This window comes from Methylosinus sp. KRF6 (assembly GCF_018887255.1).
Lineage (GTDB): Bacteria > Pseudomonadota > Alphaproteobacteria > Rhizobiales > Beijerinckiaceae > Methylosinus > Methylosinus sporium.
Genome location: NZ_JAHLJF010000001.1, coordinates 441,958 through 458,548, shown reverse-complemented (window position 1 = coordinate 458,548; position 16,591 = coordinate 441,958). Strand labels below are relative to the sequence as shown.

The 16,591-nt window shown below is 62.9% G+C and carries 18 protein-coding genes; 9 read left to right on the top strand and 9 right to left on the bottom strand.

Annotated features, from left to right (window positions below):
• The first annotated feature begins 144 nt into the window (after window positions 1-144).
• The 8 genes from KP010_RS02195 (at window position 145) to KP010_RS02160 (ending at window position 5,958) form a co-directional block, all read left to right on the top strand.
• On the top strand, window positions 145-537 hold the full coding sequence (locus KP010_RS02195; protein ID WP_166143880.1) for an energy transducer TonB: 393 nt from the start codon (window positions 145-147) through the stop codon (window positions 535-537).
• A gap of 26 nt (window positions 538-563) precedes the next feature.
• Window positions 564-938, top strand: coding sequence for a hypothetical protein (locus KP010_RS02190; RefSeq protein WP_142862110.1), 375 nt, complete (start codon window positions 564-566; stop codon window positions 936-938).
• A 250-nt stretch (window positions 939-1,188) separates the two neighbouring features.
• Window positions 1,189-2,667, top strand: coding sequence for a D-alanyl-D-alanine carboxypeptidase family protein (locus KP010_RS02185; RefSeq protein ID WP_142862111.1), 1,479 nt, complete (start codon window positions 1,189-1,191; stop codon window positions 2,665-2,667).
• Window positions 2,668-2,673: 6 nt separating this feature from the next.
• The gene (locus KP010_RS02180) at window positions 2,674-3,831 is read left to right on the top strand and encodes a GTP-binding protein (RefSeq protein ID WP_142862112.1); all 1,158 of its coding nucleotides are present in this window, start codon (window positions 2,674-2,676) and stop codon (window positions 3,829-3,831) included.
• A gap of 28 nt (window positions 3,832-3,859) precedes the next feature.
• Window positions 3,860-4,429, top strand: a complete 570-nt coding sequence (locus KP010_RS02175) for a pyridoxamine 5'-phosphate oxidase family protein (protein ID WP_142862113.1) — start codon at window positions 3,860-3,862, stop codon at window positions 4,427-4,429.
• Window positions 4,426-5,178 (top strand): ComF family protein, encoded by a 753-nt coding sequence (locus KP010_RS02170; RefSeq protein WP_142862114.1) that lies wholly within the window; start codon window positions 4,426-4,428, stop codon window positions 5,176-5,178. Before KP010_RS02175 ends, KP010_RS02170 begins: the two co-directional genes overlap by 4 nt.
• 70 nt (window positions 5,179-5,248) lie before the next feature.
• Entirely contained in the window at window positions 5,249-5,521 is a 273-nt protein-coding gene (grxC, locus tag KP010_RS02165) for a glutaredoxin 3 (RefSeq protein WP_108918609.1), read from the top strand.
• The gene (locus KP010_RS02160) at window positions 5,518-5,958 is read left to right on the top strand and encodes a DUF1178 family protein (protein WP_142862115.1); all 441 of its coding nucleotides are present in this window, start codon (window positions 5,518-5,520) and stop codon (window positions 5,956-5,958) included. The genes grxC and KP010_RS02160 overlap by 4 nt, the downstream gene beginning before the upstream one ends.
• A 570-nt stretch (window positions 5,959-6,528) precedes the next feature.
• On the opposite strand, the gene KP010_RS02155 is transcribed toward KP010_RS02160, so the two are convergent.
• From KP010_RS02155 to KP010_RS02115, 9 genes are all read right to left on the bottom strand, one after another.
• Complete coding sequence (locus KP010_RS02155) at window positions 6,529-7,029, bottom strand: TIR domain-containing protein (protein WP_216280361.1); 501 nt, start codon at window positions 7,027-7,029, stop codon at window positions 6,529-6,531.
• A 1-nt stretch (window position 7,030) separates the two neighbouring features.
• Complete coding sequence (locus KP010_RS02150) at window positions 7,031-7,624, bottom strand: 7-cyano-7-deazaguanine synthase (RefSeq protein WP_216280360.1); 594 nt, start codon at window positions 7,622-7,624, stop codon at window positions 7,031-7,033.
• Entirely contained in the window at window positions 7,621-8,337 is a 717-nt protein-coding gene (locus KP010_RS02145; RefSeq protein WP_216280359.1) for a hypothetical protein, read from the bottom strand. The genes KP010_RS02150 and KP010_RS02145 overlap by 4 nt, the downstream gene beginning before the upstream one ends.
• Window positions 8,334-9,317 carry a hypothetical protein gene (locus KP010_RS02140; protein WP_216280358.1) on the bottom strand — a complete coding sequence of 328 codons (984 nt, stop codon included), beginning with the start codon at window positions 9,315-9,317 and terminating at the stop codon, window positions 8,334-8,336. Before KP010_RS02140 ends, KP010_RS02145 begins: the two co-directional genes overlap by 4 nt.
• Window positions 9,317-9,811, bottom strand: coding sequence for a DUF4231 domain-containing protein (locus KP010_RS02135; protein WP_216280357.1), 495 nt, complete (start codon window positions 9,809-9,811; stop codon window positions 9,317-9,319). Before KP010_RS02135 ends, KP010_RS02140 begins: the two co-directional genes overlap by 1 nt.
• 70 nt (window positions 9,812-9,881) lie before the next feature.
• Entirely contained in the window at window positions 9,882-10,703 is an 822-nt protein-coding gene (locus KP010_RS02130; RefSeq protein WP_216280356.1) for an AAA family ATPase, read from the bottom strand.
• Window positions 10,693-12,498 (bottom strand): ATP-binding protein, encoded by a 1,806-nt coding sequence (locus tag KP010_RS02125; protein WP_216280355.1) that lies wholly within the window; start codon window positions 12,496-12,498, stop codon window positions 10,693-10,695. Before KP010_RS02125 ends, KP010_RS02130 begins: the two co-directional genes overlap by 11 nt.
• Before the next feature lie 322 nt (window positions 12,499-12,820).
• Window positions 12,821-13,039 (bottom strand): conjugal transfer protein TraD, encoded by a 219-nt coding sequence (locus tag KP010_RS02120; protein WP_216280354.1) that lies wholly within the window; start codon window positions 13,037-13,039, stop codon window positions 12,821-12,823.
• 1 nt (window position 13,040) lies between these two features.
• Window positions 13,041-13,367, bottom strand: coding sequence for a conjugal transfer protein TraD (locus tag KP010_RS02115; RefSeq protein WP_216281445.1), 327 nt, complete (start codon window positions 13,365-13,367; stop codon window positions 13,041-13,043).
• 174 nt (window positions 13,368-13,541) lie between these two features.
• Between KP010_RS02115 and traA the strand changes: the two genes are divergently transcribed.
• Complete coding sequence (gene traA, locus KP010_RS02110) at window positions 13,542-16,466, top strand: Ti-type conjugative transfer relaxase TraA (protein ID WP_216280353.1); 2,925 nt, start codon at window positions 13,542-13,544, stop codon at window positions 16,464-16,466.
• Window positions 16,467-16,591: the final 125 nt, after the last annotated feature.

Here is a 16,591-nt window from a genome sequence, read left to right as displayed (position 1 = left end):
CGGAAAGGCCGAAACGCTAGACGGGAAAGCGAGCCGCGACGCGTCCACATGATATTGACGGCGCGACGCGTTCCGATATTCATGAGGCTTCGACGCGCGGGCGGCGCATTTTCCAGCGTTATCTTTCGTTCGAGGACAGATACTATGAAAGCGGCGGCGGTTTTTTTGGCCTTTCTGCTCATGCTCGCCCAGCCGGCGGCGGCCCAATCGATCTTCGACGCGCTCGGCGGAACCGGAGACCCAGCGCAGGACGCCGCCTCGGCGGAATATGACCAATGGAAGCGCTCGATCGCCCGGCAGATTCGGGACCATAGCTCGGGCCTCTGGCTCGGGCGCGGGACTGTGGTCGTCCATTTCTGCGTCGACTCGGCCGGCCGCGTGGCTGATATGAATGTCGTGAAAGCCGTCGACAACGAGCGGGCGCTCCTCGCCTTGAGCACGATATCGTCGCTCAAATTGTCGCCGCCGCCCGCCTCGGCCCATGCGGCCGCCGGAGGCAAGCGCCACTGCTTCTCGCAGAGCTTCTATTATCATTGAGCGCGGCGGACAGGAGGCCTCGCATCATGGTTCGAGCAGTGATCGTCTTCGTTCTCGTCGCCGCTTCGCAGTCGGCCTTCGCGCAATTTCTTTTCGGTCCCTCGGAGCGGCCGACGCTGGCCGCCTGCATGGCGATCCCCGAGAACAAGGCCTGGATACAGACCGTCACACGGCAGCTCCGCGAACGCGCGCCGAAGCTCGATCTGGGACGCGGGATAGTCACCGTCAAATTCCATGTCGATTTCAGAGGCCATGTCACCAGGGCCACTTTCGCGAACTCCGACAATAACGCCCGAACGCTGGTCGCGGCCGGCATGATCACCTCGCTGAAGCTGCCGCCGCCGCCCGACGACATGGACAGCGGCTGTCGCGACCTCGAGCAGACTTTCAAATTCCATTGACCGCTTCGATCGGCATCTCGGCGGACGACGAAACCTCGAACGAAAGCCTCTCCGACCGGAAGTTGGAACGAAATTTGATCGTCCGGGCGTACTAACCGTTGTCCATAACGGCGCTTTTCGGCGTCCCGAAACGGCGCAGAGCGCGTTTACGCCACATTCGGCCCATATTCGGGCCGTCCTTGGATCGAGACTATGTCTCGAATCGAACGCTGGGCCACAAATGGCCGTGGCCGAGGCCGATCGGATGAACATGAGCGCGAAACCGACCCTACGGACCCTCTCCGTCGCCGCCGCCCTCGTCGCGGCGTCTTCGGCGACGGCGGCCCCTTCTGTCGTCATCGACGTCTCCAGCGGTCAGGTTCTGGCGCAGGAGCAGGCGACGCAAAGCTGGTATCCCGCCTCGCTGACCAAGCTGATGACCGTCTATGTGGCGCTCGACGCGGTGCGCTCCGGGCGCATTCAATATGATACGCCGATGATCGTCTCGCCCCGCGCGCTCTCCATGGCGCCGTCCAAAATGGGCTTTCCGGTCGGCTCGGAAGTGACGCTGCGCAATGCGCTGGTCATGCTGATGGTCAAATCGGCCAATGACATAGCGGTCACTATAGCGGAGGGCGTCTCCGGCTCGGTGGAGGCGTTCGCCGAGGAGATGAACCGCGCCTCGGCCAAGCTCGGGATGCGAGAATCCTATTGGGCCAATCCCAACGGCCTGCCCGACGAACGGCAGGTGACGTCGGCGCGCGATCTCGCCATTCTCGGCCGCGCGCTGCTGACGGAATTTCCCGAATCCGCGGGCTTTTTCAACATTGGCGCGATGCAGCTCGGCCGGCAGATCCATCCGACCCACAATGGCCTGCTCGGCCGCTATCCGGGCGCGGATGGGATGAAGACCGGCTTCACCTGCCCCGCCGGCTATAATCTGGTGGCCAGCGCCACCCATGGCGGGCAGAAGCTCATCACCGTGGTGCTGGGCGCGCCGAGCGCCGCGGCGCGCACGGCCAAGGCCGCCTCGCTGCTGGACCGCGCCTTCATGACCGGCTCGCCCTCGGGTTCGGTGACATCCCTGCCGACCTTCGGCGTCGGCCAGGCGCCGGACATGCGCGACAGCGTCTGCCGCCATCGCGGCAAGGCCAATGCGGAATATATGGCGGAGGTCGAGGATATGACCGTCGCCATTCCACGCGAGAACGGCGCGACCGATCAGGTCAATGTAAAGACCATCGCCGCCCTGCCCCGAGCGCGCTTCGAGCCGACGCCCGTGTATCTCGGCCGCGCGCCCGGCTATGAGGGCCCCGTCGCCGGCGTGCGCGATCCCGGCTCGCCGGTCGGCTCGCCCTCGACCGTCACCGCCTATGCGCATGAGCCGCCGGCCGCCGCCGCCTCGCCCATAAGCCGCCCGGCGCCGGACGCTCTCTCCATGCGCCACAGCCGCAAGCCGGCGGCCAAAGCCGCCCATGCGCCGGCCAAGGAAAAAACCGCCAAGGCCAAGAAGCCGCCGCAGGAAGCGGGCTCTACGCCTGCGCCCGAAAAGACGGAGAAGCCGGCCAAGGCTGCCAAGCCGAAGCAGGGCAAGACTGTCGCCGCCGCCAAGCCGCCGGAAGCCGCCAAGGCTTCGGCGAAGGCCCCGGCGAAGACGCCCGCGGCGAAACCCGCCAAAAACGCCTCCGCCAAGAATGACAAGCACGCGATCGGCGACCACGCGCCGCAGCGCCGAGACAATGAGCAATAAGCCGCAATGACAATGACAGAGCCGCGTCGTCCGCCGCCGCCCATTCCGCTGACCATCCTCACCGGCTTTCTCGGCGCCGGCAAAACCTCGCTGCTCAATCGCCTGCTCGCCTCGCCGGATCTGACCGACACACTCGTGCTCATCAATGAGTTCGGCGAGGTCGGCATAGATCATCTGCTGGTCGAGAATGTCGAAGGCGACATGATCGTCATGAGTTCCGGCTGCATCTGCTGCTCGATCCGCGGCGATCTCGTCGCCGCGCTCGAGGATGCGCTGCGCAAGCTCGACAATGGACGCATTCGCCCTTTCCGCCGCGTTATGCTGGAGACGACCGGGCTCGCCGATCCGGCGCCCATTCTCCACACCATCATGTCGCATCCCTATCTCGCGCTGCGCTATCGGCTGGACGGCGTGGTCACGCTGGTCGACGCCGTGAATGGCGCCGCGACGCTGGACGCGCATGAGGAGGCGGTGAAGCAGGCCGCCGTCGCCGATCGCCTGGTCATCACCAAGACCGACCTCCCCGAGGGCGCCGCCCGGCTCGACGCGCTCGACACTCGCCTGGCGCGGCTCAATCCGGCTGCGCGCCGGCTCATCGCCGCGACAGGAGAGGCGAACCCCGCCGCGCTGCTCGATTGCGGGCTCTATGACGCTTCCGGCAAGATTCCGCAGGTCGCCAAATGGCTGAACGACGAGGCGGTCGCGGCGGCGCATGAGGCGCATCACCATCATCACGATCATGACCACCACCACGGCCACGCGCATCAGGACGTGAATCGCCACGACGCGCATATTCGCGCCTTCTGCGTCGCCAGCGACGCGCCGCTCAGCCCGCAGGCTTTCGACATGTTCGTCGAGATCTTGCGACAAGCGCATGGTCCGCATCTCTTGCGCGTGAAGGGAATCATAGGCCTCACCGATGATCGCGAGCGGCCCGTGGCCGTGCATGGCGTGCAGCATGTGTTCCATCCGCCGCATCGCCTCGCCTCCTGGCCGGACGCCGATCGGCGCACGCGGCTCGTCTTCATCGTCAAGGATATCGATCCGTCTTTCATCGAGAAGCTCTACGCCGCCGTCGCGGGAATTCCCGCGACGGATGCGCCCGACGCCGCCGCGCTGCGCGATAATCCGCTTGCCCCCAAAAACGCCGGCCTGCTAGGCTGACGCGGGGCAAGCACCGGAATCGCGCGTCATGAGCAAATTCTTCGCATCGATCGAGGCGCAGCATCGCGACTTCATCGAGAAGCAGAAGCTGTTCTTCGTCGCCTCCGCCGCGGCCGGCGCGCGCGTGAATGTCTCGCCCAAGAGCGCCGACATGCTGCGCCTTATCGACGAGCGGACCGCCGTCTATATCGACCGTACCGGCAGCGGCAATGAGACGGCCGCGCATCTGCGCGCCGACGGACGTCTCACCTTCATGTTCTGCGCCCTCGACGGCGCGCCGCTGATCCTGCGGCTCTATGGCCGTGGACAGGCGCTCACGCGCGGCGGCGAAGCTTATGCACATCTGCTGCGCTCGTCTTTCGACGGAGCGGAGCCGCCGGGCGCACGGCAGATGATCCTGCTCGACGTCGAATCGGTGCAGACCTCGTGCGGCTTCGCCGTCCCTCGCTATGACTATGCCGGCGAGCGCGACGGGCTCGACCGCTGGGCCGTAGCCAAGGGCGAGGACGCGCTCGACGCCTATCGCCGCGAGAAGAACCAGCGCAGCATAGACGGGCTGCCGACCGGCCTGCACGAAGAGCAAGCGCTCGACGCATGAGACGCACGCCGGCCGCCCTGCTCCGCGCGGCCGGCGCGCGCCTTCTCGACATCGTCTATCCGCCCGTCTGCCTCGTCTGCCGCCGCGCGGTGGCGAGCCATGGCGCGCTCTGCCCGCGCTGCTGGGGCGAGATGGGCTTCATAGAGCAGCCCTATTGCGAGCGCCTGGGCACGCCCTTCGAGCGCGATTTCGGCCCGGGCATGATCTCGCTGGAGGCGGCCGCCGATTCGCCGGTCTTTGCGCGGGCGCGCGCGGTCGTGCGCTATGACAGCGACCGCGCCCGCAGCCTCGCCCATAGGCTGAAATATTACGACCGGCTGGAACTCGCCGAGCCGCTCGGCCGCTGGATGACGCGCGCCGGCGCAGAGCTTCTGGCGGACGCCGATCTGCTGGTCCCCGTCCCACTCCACCGAATGCGGCTGCTGTCGCGGCGCTTCAATCAATCCGCCGCGCTCGCCCATGTGATCGCGCGGGAGAGCGCCGTTCCGGTCGAGGCGCTGGCGCTCGAGCGCGTGAAGCCGACCCCGCCGCAAGTGGGGCTGACGCGCAACCAGCGGGCCGCGAACATGCAGGGCGCCTTCCGCCTGCGCGAGGAGCAAAAGCCCCTGATCGAAGGCCGCAATATCGTGCTGATCGATGATGTGCTGACCTCGGGCGCGACTGTGAATGCGGCGGCCCGCGTCTTGCTGCGGGGTCGCGCGACGCGCGTCGACGTGCTGGTCTACGCCCGCGTCGTCGGCCAGAGCTGAAAGCGAAGGCCTTCCGTTGTAAGAATGCGCCGGAAACGCTTATAAGGGCGCGAGAGGTCACGGAACCGTCATGCCGCAGATCGTCATCTATACCACGAGAACCTGCCCCTATTGCCGCGCCGCCAAGCAGCTGCTCGACGTCAAAGGCGCCGCTTATGAAGAGATTTCCGTCGACGGCGACCCGCAAAAGCGCGCCGAGATGAGCCGGCTGGCCGAGGGGCGGACCACCGTGCCGCAGATTTTCATCGACGGCCGGCCGATCGGCGGCTGCGACGATCTCTACGCTCTGGACGGCGCCGGCGAGCTCGATCCGCTGCTCGCCGCGGGCGAACCGACGTCGTGATCCTCTACCGGCTGATCTGCTCGGAAGGCCATGAATTCGAAAGCTGGTTTCGTGACAGCGAAGCCTATGACCGGCAGGCTGCGCAAGGCGCGGTGAGCTGCCCGTTCTGCCATTCGACCAAAGTCGCCAAGGCGATCATGGCGCCGCATGTAGCGCGCCGCTCCGCCCGCGCGCGCGAGGAGGGAACCGGCGTCCCGGCTTTGCACGACGAGCGCCATGCGGCGCTGCGGACGATGATTCGGGAGCTACGCCAAAAGATCGCCGCCTCGACGGAAGACGTCGGCGACCGCCTCCCGGAAGAAGCCCGACGCATTCAGGACGGCGAGGCCGAAATGCGCGCCATCCGCGGACGCGCGAGCTTCGAAGAAGCCAAGGCGCTGCTAGAAGACGGCATAGAGATTCTGCCGATCCCCGGCCCACCCGACGAAAGCCATTGAGACTTCTCCGGAAAAAAGTTTCCCCTCGCAGAGAAGACGACGGCGTCGCGTCGTCGCCTATGGCTCCCACCGCGCCCTTCGCGCAACGAGATTGCTCACCTCGGTATTTCAGGTAAATAACAGCGCCAGGGGCGTCACCGCAAATTTCATATAACGATCTGACACAGCACGGCTGGTCGCAGCCTCCGCGGCCAAATCCGGGAATCTCGCTGTCCCAAAGAAAGGCGGCGGCTCCTCCGGAGCGGGCCGCCAACTCGTTGATTTATCGTAGTCCAGCGGGAAATTTCGTAGGCGGGAGTGGTGCCAGGGGCGTCATCACAAACGTCGTATAACTACATGGTATTTAATACAAAATGTCGGTGTGGGAAATCCCGCAGCCAACAAAAAGGCCAACAGCCTATTCGGCTGTGGACAACATCGCTGGCGATGTCCGCCAATGTGAGCAACACTATCAGCAGGCGGAGGCAGATTCCGTGAGTGCCTGAGCCATGCTTCAGCGCTCAGGGAGCCAAGCGGTCACGCCGCAGGTGCCGGGCAGGTTACTCACACCGCGAGTGAGAAAAGTCCCAGTCATCTCTTCCTGCTCGCGTCCTCAATGGCCTTCATCAGCGCGGCGTGTTCCCACTTCACGGACTTGCAGCCGTTCTGCCTGAACGCCGGGGGAACGCTGGTCGGGGCCTTGTCTCCCTTGTAAACGCCGATGACACCTTTGCCGCGCTTGATGCTTTCCTCGATCTCCCAGTTCACCCATTTGCTGGAGGCCGTTTTGTCGGAGAGATAGACCATTGTCACCGAGCAGCGATCGATCTTTTCGCGGATTTGCCGCTTGATGTAGTCGGCGTTAGTGCTGTCGAAGGGCTCCTTGACAGAATGGTCGTCGAACTGCAAATCAACCTTCTCATTCTTCGCTTGACCACGAAGCAGATTTACCTCGTCCAAATCTTCATGATTGAAACTGATGAAAACATGCCTACTGATGTCGCCTTTTGCCTCGGTTAGCTTCTGCTTTGCCTGTTCTTCAAGGCGCTTGATATCCGAACTATAAAGGCCACCGCCCGCGCTTCCACCCATGTCATTTCTCCTCATCGAATTGAAATTCCAAGCAGGCGATGCACCGGCCGCATGGCTCTGAATTACCGGTGTGGCACGAGTAGGTTCCCGTGATGCCTTTGGTCTGCGCCAGCGTGACCACGTCAGCTTTGTGGAAGTCGATCAGCGGTGTGATTACCTTGATCTGACGTCCCATTGCCGCGGAAATGCTGATTTCCGCCTGCGCTACAAACTCCGGCTTCTGGTCAGGGAACAGACTGGATTCCTCTGCCAGCAGGCCAATGGCCACCGACGACGCGCCTTGCTGATAGGCATACGCGCTGCCCATCAGCAAAAAAATCAGGTTTCGTCCCGGCGTGAAGGCATCGTTCTTGATATCCAGTTCGGCACGGGTCAGGCCAGACGCAATGACGCGCCCAAATCCCGACAGGTCCATGCGCGACGGCGTTGGAAGGCCCAAGGCGTCGTGGACAAGCTTGCAGGTTTCCCACTCCTTGCGGGCCGCCCGTTGTCCGTAATCGATGAAAAGTGGGAAGTGCTCAAGGCCTTCCTCCTGCGCCATCACGCCGATGAGCGTCGAATCAAGCCCGCCGGAAACCAAGTTCACGAAACTCATAGGAAAGCTTCCCTCTTGGCCACGCGCATCGTCAGCCAGGTCGCTAAATCGACGCAGCCTATCGAATGGCCGAATTCACCCGCAATCTCCCGAAAAGTATCCTCGATTTCCTCGTAGTGCGAGAGGCGGCCCAGCTTGCTGGGCGACAGAGATAGGCCGTGCGCCAGTTGCAGATAGTCCAACACATGAACATCCAACACAGCAAGATCGGCGCAGTAACCCACACGGCGCAGAAAGAGACTGGCCTGCTTGGGGCCGAAGCCCCAAACGTGCTGCATTAGGATTTCGCGAGCTTCCCTCGCGGTCCGCGCGTCGAACAAGATGCCGTGAATCGTTCGGGATTGCCCATAAATTTCGACGATGGTCTTGGCAAGCAAGGACGCCAACCGGTACTTGAAGCGTGGTCGAACCCACCGCTGCGTCCCATCACACGCGGGAACGAGCAACGGATCAGACAAGGCCGCAACAAGCTTTCTTTCAATAGCTTGAACGCTTCGCCCATGCGGCTCAGGCTGGAGGAGCTCCCTCTCGCGCAGCCGATCCGCCGTTGCTACCGCCATTTCGAACACCATCTGGCTGCCGAAGATGCAGATTGCAGTTTCGTACAGAAATTCTTCTTCCCCCATCAGCCGCCAGTTTTGCGTGGCCGATGCTTGCGCCTTGACCTCGAGACACATCGCGCGAATGGTTTGGTTGATGATATCAACAGTCATGGCTGGTCCCAACCAGTAACGGCCGCGACGTGGCGAAAGGCGCGAGAAGGCAAATTGGATTGGCAGAATTCCGACAGGCGATTCTGATTCACCGCATCACACAGCCTTCGCATCCAATCGGAGAAGAATTCGAGGTTGTGGGCCAACGTGCGCGCTTGAAACGACAGCTTGTCGTCGTCGCCCCATGCGGTCTGAGCGGCAAAGAAGTCAGCCTGCGAAAGGTGGTAAAGCAGGCCGGACTCATGATCCACCACCGTCTGGCACCATTCCAGCCCATCGAAGCTGTCAGCGCCGACCGCCGAGTACAGGGCGATGGAGATGGGGTTGCCAGTTCCCAGCAGGTGCAAAATGACGTAGCGCCCGAGTTCGTTCAAGGCCGCCCGAATCGCCTTCACGGCGCGGGCACGCTCAAGAACGCCATTGCCCAGACTGCGTTCTGGAACCGCCAGCATCGTGACGCCGGTCTTGGCGGCGACCGCTGCACACAGCACAGGCAATTCATTGGCCGAGGCGTGGATGATGGGGCTGATCTGGCAGCTACCCGCTGCGGCTTGATCAGCTTGCCAGCGTTCCGCGACCAAGGCGACATGATCGTCGACGCTGGCCGGTGGCTGCTGCTCGTCGAAGCCGAAGGCGAGATTGCAGGGGAAGTCGGCCAGCATCTTGTGGAAGTCTGCTTGCTTCCAGTCCGCCTTAGCGTTCTTCCAGAAACTTTCATAATTGCCGGAATCCATCAATGTAACAATGCCCGCTTGACGCGCGGCATCCAGCGCCTGTTGCGCCGACTGTGGTTGATCGATGCCTGCCAGATCGAAGGCGGATACAAGAAACTGGCCGTTCAGCCCGCTCAGCGACGACAGCAACTGCAAATAATCTTGCGGGCGCAGCGTCGTCTTGACCGAAGAAATGGATGGGAAGTACACGGGCAACGGCAACGACCGCGCTCCGATGGTGAGTTCTGCGGGACGCACGACCGGCATCACGTGCCCTCCGGCTTCTGCGCCGTGACGGCGCGGCGCGTTTCATTGAACCAGTTGGCGTGTTCGGTCGAGACGTGCTCCTCGACCCTTTCAGCCAGCGCGACCAGCCGCTCAGACTCAGCCAAGCCCTTGTAGGGACCGACGGCGGAAAGGAACAGGTATTTTTCGTGCTTGAGGCGCTCTGCTGTCGCCCGGTAGCTGAACCACAGAGTCGAATACTGATTCATTTGCTGGACAGCTTCCAGGACGGCGATCAAGACGCCAAATGCAGATGCAGCCCACTTGGCGTAATCCGCAGGCAACAGGCTTGTTGCCGGTATCAGCGCCGCGGATGTCATCTGGGCGATCTTCAAGCGCTTGTACCACCACTGCGCGCTCTGGCTCTTGCGGTCATACCATTTCAACTGATCGATCAGCCGGAACCATGCCGGATGCGACTCGACAGGCTCAGGAACCGGCGGCTCGCTATTCGTATTCTTCTCGTCGTCAGCCATGTCGTTACAAATCCCCCTTGAACGCCTTGTCGAGAATGGTCGGAAGCACGGCGTCCAATTAGGCGGTGTCCTAGCTCAGCGCAGGCTTGACTGCATTTTTTTGGCGGTCACGGATGGACTGAATCCAATCTTCCAGCGCCTTGACCTCATTAAGCAGGTCATCAAGCGATACGGCTTCGGGATTCAACGCCTGCGCCGACGAATGAAGATCCTCGGACAACCTTCCCTGGGCGGCCATCACGCGCTTCACGTCGTCATCGGTGAGAATGCCGAGCTTGAACATCGAGGTGGGCTTGACCTTGTTATCGAACCTTTCAAGCACGGGGCGGATATAGTCGGAGATCGCCCGCTCCCAGGCATCGCGCAATTGACCAATAGTGCCCTTGCAGAAGATGGTGCGTTGCGTATCTGTCAACTTGTCGAAGCCCGGTTTTGCCGATTTCAGCGACGAGCGCAGCGCGTTACACATCTCAAGTCCGGATTTCGCCTTGTCTGGCAACTCGTTTTCAATGTAGCCGGGCTTTTCCTGTTGCCGCCGGACATTGCGAAACACGATTGGCCGGTTGGCTTTTTCCGCTTCGCGGCGAAGTTCGTATAGGAAGACGAGGTCGTGCGTGAACACGACGACCTGGCGGTGTTCCGCTTCCTCCACCAGCCGTGACGCAACGGCGCCCCTGTGGATGTGATCGAGCGATGACATCGGATCGTCGAAAACGATGCCGGAATAACGCTGTGCCGTGACCAATTCGGCGAGGAATGCGGCGAGCGCGACGCAGCGGTGCTCGCCTTCGCTGAATATCTCGCCGACCTTGGCGTTGGGGTTCTCCACCAACGCAACACGAAAATACGATACGGCCTGCCGATCTTTCTCCTTGCGAAGCTCAACCGGCATTCTGGACAGTTTGAGTTTCCCGATTTCGCGCAAATCGACCGCGCAGCGCGTCCGTCACCATGCGATCCGAGAGTTCCTTGTTCTTGTCGGTGATCGGTTTCTTGGCGGTCGCCTTCAGCGCGGTGTTGATCGACTCTATTTCCTTGAGGCGCGCGATGTGCGCCTTGGTGTCCGGAAGCAGCGGCGCAAGGGCGGCACGGTCCTTGAGTTCAAGGTATTCGGATTTCAGTTTCTTGTAGTCGTCGCTCTGCGTATCGGCGGAAAGCTGCGCGGCGCGGATTTTGAGATCGGCTGCGAGGGCCGCGAGCAACGGGAGCGGATCAGCGCCAAGTGGCTTAGGTTCGTCATATGCCCTGACCATCGCCCGAAGTCGCCAGAGCACCACGACAAACGTCCGGCGGACCGCCTGCGCGAGCGCCGAATCGCCGATTTCCGTCGCGAGAAGCTTGCTGGATTTCAGAACATCGCCAAGGCGCAGCACCCGCCCTTTCAACCGGGTAAGCGCAGCGTCCAGTTTCACGCGCGCCGCCGCTTCGTCAGCCATAGTCGAACTTTTGACAAACGACTCGAATGTCTGCTGGCGTACGATTGCGTCCGCGCCGAGGGGCTGCTGGCAAAGCACGCAAAGCGTGTCCGGTTCGCTCGAAGGAAATGTCTTGCCGGGATAGGCCACGGTATCCGCGTAGGCACGGGCGGCCTCCCACAGTTTTTGCCAGGCGGCTTGGCCTACCTCGGGCAATGGCGATGCGCTGAATAGCTGTTGCGACGCCACCGACGCGGCCTCGACGGCGTCACCGTAGGTCTTACGCAGCGCACTCAACTGTGAGAACGCTGACTCATTCGTAGCGCCAATAAGAGCCTGAAGGGCCGTCTGGATGCGCTCGACCTCGCCACGCTGGTTCTCAAGCCGCGCCACGGCGCGCTTGGGGTCTTGAGCGAAGTCGGTTTCCAACGTGGCGAGGCGAGCGGTTTCCTGATCGCTAAACGCGGCGAGCTTATCAAGCTGAGGGATGTTGGACTTTGCGCTTAACCCGAAGACGTAGCTGCCAGCGGCCGTTTCCCTACTCAACGAGGGGTTTGAAATCGCAAGCGGAACCTGACCGTTGAGCGTTGCGATCCTGCCATCGAGTGCTGTTTTGATGCGGTCGGAAGCGTCGGCCAGCGCCTCCAGCAATCGCATTGGCCGGGGGATATATGCGACCTCGTTGGTGCTTTCGACGTGGACGCTTGCGCTTCGGGAATCGAAAATGCTGACCGATGGGAGGTCGCCGTGCGGCCCGCCGTCAGGTGTCCAATTGAATTGTTCGATGTGCGCGCCCCGTGCGAAACGTATCTCGGCAGATTGCGGCGTGTCGGTCTTGTCCTCCAAATCCCTGTGGATTGCGAACTTCTCGTCCCGCGACCGACATGCGTGTTTCAGGACGCGGACATAGCCCGACTTTCCTGAGCCGTTATCGCCGTAAATCACCGTCAGCCCGGCGGGCTCAAACGATAGCTCCTGCTGGGCGGCAAGCGCATTGATAGCGGTGGGGTTCTTTATAGAAACAAGTGAAATCGGCTCCGCCGCGGTGGTTTCGGCCACGATATGCGATTGCGAAATCGGCGCATGGGTGCGCGTGGGATCGAGGCAAAGCTCCGTAAGTTCCGCAATCGCCTGACCGTCGAGCGTTTCGCCTGTGACCAGGCGACGAAGGGCATCTCTCTGCCATGCAGCCCGTTTCTCCGCCCATGTCACGAGGTCTGTGAGGGCAGCTTTTTCGGTTAAAGGAGCGGATTGCGCAGTCGCGGCGCTCATACTGCCCGACCCTCCGTTGAAATGTTCGGCAATTTGGCACTTCCAGGGAGAAAACCAGAATGCGTGGCGGCATTGATGCAGTCGGTCGCCGCCGAAGCGGCTGAAGTTAGCATTCGCTTGAGGCCTTCGCGTCGGTTGCAGGCATTCACAAATCGCTGCTGAACCTCAACATTTCTTATTTTAGGAAGTCGGCCACCTCCCGATATGTCAGGATTTCGTCGGTCATGCGTCCGCAGTGAGTCGCGTTTAGCGAATCATACCTAAGATCGGAGAAAATCCGAGAAAATAGTGATGCGGTCGAACGTGTGGTTCGACCGCCGTTTCAGTCATCCGCGAACGCACGTTTCCCCTTTGCGGCCCAAAGCGCCCGCGCGTGTTCGCCCTGATCGCTTTGAAGCTTGTCGGCCATCCAGAGCAGCGCGCCAAGAATGGTGGCGCGATCGTCGCCGGTCAAGTCGACGATGCCGGCCTTGACGACGAGGCCGCCGAGTTCGATCAGATGTCGCGTGCGCTTGCGGCGCTCGACCTGCCAGGCGCGCATGTCATGCCGCGCCCGCGCCGTCTGATGACGGTTGCGCGCCGCCTGGTTGCGCCGCAACGCCGCCAGTGTCGCCGCGAGGCGCCGACGCAGTTCGTCGCGACCGGCCCTGAAAGTACGCGGCCCCGCGCTTCGCCCATGCCTCCCTCTTTCCGGCATCCTTGGTTTCGGCCAGCACGATCAACGCTCCCGCCAATTCGTCGGCGCTGAGCGCATCGGCTCCGGTCGAAATGACCAGTTCGCCGAGCTGTTGCACCTTGCGGCTTCTGAGGTCTCGCGCCTTGTGTTCGAGCGACTTCAGCTCCGCATCGAAGTCCCGCGGCTTGCGCATCATGTCCTCCACATGCTGTTGATGGAGAGAGAGGATAGTCGAGCGGCTACCGAAATGCTGTAAGGTTGCCGGGACAGTTGGGAACGGCGTGGTCCCTCCCGAGAATTTTTCGAGGGAGGGCGCGCTTATACGTCGTTCCGACGTGCGCTTCGTTGTGATGATGTTCGGATCGCGATGGCGATCTATCATCTTCACGTCAAGGTCATCGGCCGCAAATGCGGCTCCAGCGCGGTGGCGTCCGCCGCCTACCGCTCGGCCTCGCGGTTGCGCGACGACCGGCTCGGACGCGGTCACGATTTCTCGGCCAAGCGCGGCGTCGTCCATTCCGAGGTGTTGCTGCCGGAGAATGCGCCGGAGGCGTGGAAGGACCGCGAACGACTTTGGAACGATGTCGAGGCGCTCGAGGTCAGGAAGGATGCGCAGCTCGCCCGCGAAGTCGAATTCGCACTTCCGCGCGAGATGACGGAGCGCCAGGGCATCGAGCTCGCCCGCGATTTTGTGCGGTCCGAATTCGTGGACCATGGCATGATCGCCGACCTCAATGTGCATTGGGATATGGCCGAGGACGGAATGCTGAAGCCCCATGCGCATGTCATGCTGACCATGCGCTCGGCGGACGAGAATGGCTTCGGTCCGAAGGTGCGGGAGTGGAACCGCACCGAGTTGCTCGAACGCTGGCGGGAGCGTTGGGCCGAGCTTGCCAACGAGCGTCTGGCCGAACTCGACGTCGACGCGCGCATCGACCATCGCAGCCTGGAAGCGCAGGGCATCGTGCTGGAGCCGCAAAGCCAGATCGGCGCGCCCGCACATCGCATCGCAGGCGAAGGCATCGAGGTTGCCGACCGCGCGGAAATGCACCGCAAGATCGCACGCAACAACGGCGTGCGCATCATCGCCGATCCTTCCATCGCACTAGACGCGATCACGCATCAGCAATCCACCTTCACGCGACGCGACATAGCGCTGTTCGCGCATCGCCACAGCGACGGCATCGACCAGTTCAACGAGGTCATGGGCGCAATGCGCAACGCGCCCGATCTTGTCGAACTCGGCAAGGACGGCCGGGGCGAGGACCGCTTCACCACCCGCGATATGATCGAATCGGAGCAGCGCCTGCACCGTGCCGCCGAGATGATGGCCGAGCGGGAACGCCATGAAGTGAACGACAGGAATCGCGAAGCCGCACTGGCTCGTGCCGAACAGCGTGGCCTTGTGCTTTCCGGAGAGCAGGCCGAGGCGCTGGCGCATGTCACTGACGGGCGCGATCTCGGCGTCGTTGTTGGTTACGCCGGAACGGGGAAGAGCGCGATGCTGGGTGTGGCGCGCGAAGCTTGGGAAGCGGCGGGCTACGAGGTTCGCGGCGTGGCGCTGTCCGGCATCGCCGCCGAGAATCTCGAAAGCGGTTCGGGCATCTCGTCGCGCACCATCGCCAGCCTGGAACACGGTTGGGCACAGGGCCGCGACATGCTCACCGCGCGCGATGTTCTGGTGATTGACGAAGCGGGCATGGTCGGCACGCGCCAGTTGGAGCGCGTGCTGTCCCATGCCGCCGAGGCCGGCGCCAAGGTCGTGCTGGTCGGCGATCCGCAACAGTTGCAATCCATCGAAGCCGGCGCGGCGTTCCGGTCTATCCACCAACGTCACGGTGGGGCGGAGATCGGCGAGGTGCGCCGCCAGTGGGAGGACTGGCAGCGCGACGCCACGCGCGATCTGGCGACCGGCCGAACCGCCGATGCGCTCCATGCCTATGACAAGCATGGCATGGTCCATGCCGCTGCGACACGGCAACAGGCGCGCGACGATCTGATCGACGGCTGGGATCGCGACCGACAGGCGTCGCCGGGCCGCAGCCGTATCATCCTCACCCACGCCAATGCCGAGGTGCGCGCTTTGAATGAGGCCGCGCGCGGCAGGATGCGGGACGCCGGAAATCTCGGCGATGAGGTGCACCTGGTGGTCGAACGCGGTGAGCGCAGCTTCGCGCGCGGAGATCGCGTCATGTTCCTTCAGAACGAGCGCGGCCTCGGCGTCAGGAACGGCACGCTCGGCGCCATCGAAGAGGTCAGCACGCAGAGCATGAGCGTGCGCACCGACGACGGTCGTTCCGTTCGTTTTGACCTGAAGGATTACGACCGCATCGACCACGGCTATGCCGCAACCATCCACAAAGCGCAGGGCATGACCGTGGATGGCGCCCATGTTCTGGTCACGCCGGGCCTGGACGCCCACGGCGCCTATGTCGCCATGTCGCGCCACCGCGACGGCATGGAGCTGCATTATGGCCATGACGACTTCGCCAGCCAGGACCGGCTTGCCCGCACCCTGTCGCGCGACCGGGCCAAGGATATGGCGTCGGATTACGAGCGGCTCGCGCCGGCGCGCGATTATGCCGAACGGCGCGGGATCACTTTCCGCGAGCGGATGGAGCGGGTCGTCGAGAACGTCAAGCAGGCGTCCGAGAAGGTGCGCGGCATGTTCGATGGCCTGCGCCTGCCCGCCGCCGGCGGACAGGGGCCGGAAAGGAAAGTGGCGGAAGACCCGGAAGCGGCGCTGCGCCGCGCCCGCACCAAGGCGCTCATCCGCCATGCTCGCGCCGTGGATGCGATCTTCGAGATGCAGGAGAGAGGCGGCAAGGCCAACCCGGAGCAGGTGAAGGAATTGCAGGAGGCCCGCAAGATCTTCGAGGAGGTGCGGCCCTATGGCTCGCACGATGCCGAAGCCGCCTACAAGAAGAACCCGGAACTCGCCTCGGAAGCGGCCACGGGGCGCACCGCCCGCGCCATCCGCGCCCTACAGCTCGAAACCGAACTGCGCACCGATCCGCAGCGCCGCGCCGATCGCTTCGTGGAACGCTGGCGGGAGCTCGGCCAGACCAGCCAGCGCCAGTATCAGGCGGCGGACATGTCCGGCTACAAGGCCACGCGATCGGCGATGGGCGACATGGCGATGAGCCTCGAACGCGATCCGCAGCTCGAGTCGATCCTCGCCGGCCGCAAGCGAGACCTCGGAATCGGGGTCGAATCGGGCCGCCGACTCGGATTGGAACTCGCCTTCAGCCACGGCATCGACCTTGGCAGAGGCCGGAACATCGGGTTTTGACCCCGCCTATTTTCCGCCGCCGGCGCGCCCCGCTGCGACGGCGCGCAAAACCCTCTTGCACAGCGATGAATCCTTGTCCTGTCTGGCTCGGGAGCAGTCAAACAAAGCCAGCAGAAGGCAAGGCA

Bases quoted from the DNA above. Each gene is read 5' to 3' on its own strand.
- KP010_RS02135 (WP_216280357.1), bottom strand. From the start codon at position 9,811: ATGGCTGACGACGAGAAGAATACGAATAGCGAGCCGCCGGTTCCTGAG.
- KP010_RS02195 (WP_166143880.1), top strand. From the start codon at position 145: ATGAAAGCGGCGGCGGTTTTTTTGGCCTTTCTGCTCATGCTCGCCCAG.
- KP010_RS02180 (WP_142862112.1), top strand. From the start codon at position 2,674: ATGACAATGACAGAGCCGCGTCGTCCGCCGCCGCCCATTCCGCTGACC.
- KP010_RS02150 (WP_216280360.1), bottom strand. From the start codon at position 7,624: ATGAGTTTCGTGAACTTGGTTTCCGGCGGGCTTGATTCGACGCTCATC.
- KP010_RS02185 (WP_142862111.1), top strand. From the start codon at position 1,189: ATGAGCGCGAAACCGACCCTACGGACCCTCTCCGTCGCCGCCGCCCTC.
- KP010_RS02130 (WP_216280356.1), bottom strand. From the start codon at position 10,703: ATGCCGGTTGAGCTTCGCAAGGAGAAAGATCGGCAGGCCGTATCGTAT.
- grxC (WP_108918609.1), top strand. From the start codon at position 5,249: ATGCCGCAGATCGTCATCTATACCACGAGAACCTGCCCCTATTGCCGC.
- KP010_RS02155 (WP_216280361.1), bottom strand. From the start codon at position 7,029: ATGGGTGGAAGCGCGGGCGGTGGCCTTTATAGTTCGGATATCAAGCGC.
- KP010_RS02140 (WP_216280358.1), bottom strand. From the start codon at position 9,317: ATGCCGGTCGTGCGTCCCGCAGAACTCACCATCGGAGCGCGGTCGTTG.
- KP010_RS02175 (WP_142862113.1), top strand. From the start codon at position 3,860: ATGAGCAAATTCTTCGCATCGATCGAGGCGCAGCATCGCGACTTCATC.
- traA (WP_216280353.1), top strand. From the start codon at position 13,542: ATGGCGATCTATCATCTTCACGTCAAGGTCATCGGCCGCAAATGCGGC.
- KP010_RS02120 (WP_216280354.1), bottom strand. From the start codon at position 13,039: ATGCGCGCCTGGCAGGTCGAGCGCCGCAAGCGCACGCGACATCTGATC.
- KP010_RS02190 (WP_142862110.1), top strand. From the start codon at position 564: ATGGTTCGAGCAGTGATCGTCTTCGTTCTCGTCGCCGCTTCGCAGTCG.
- KP010_RS02145 (WP_216280359.1), bottom strand. From the start codon at position 8,337: ATGACTGTTGATATCATCAACCAAACCATTCGCGCGATGTGTCTCGAG.
- KP010_RS02170 (WP_142862114.1), top strand. From the start codon at position 4,426: ATGAGACGCACGCCGGCCGCCCTGCTCCGCGCGGCCGGCGCGCGCCTT.
- KP010_RS02125 (WP_216280355.1), bottom strand. From the start codon at position 12,498: ATGAGCGCCGCGACTGCGCAATCCGCTCCTTTAACCGAAAAAGCTGCC.
- KP010_RS02115 (WP_216281445.1), bottom strand. From the start codon at position 13,367: ATGCGCAAGCCGCGGGACTTCGATGCGGAGCTGAAGTCGCTCGAACAC.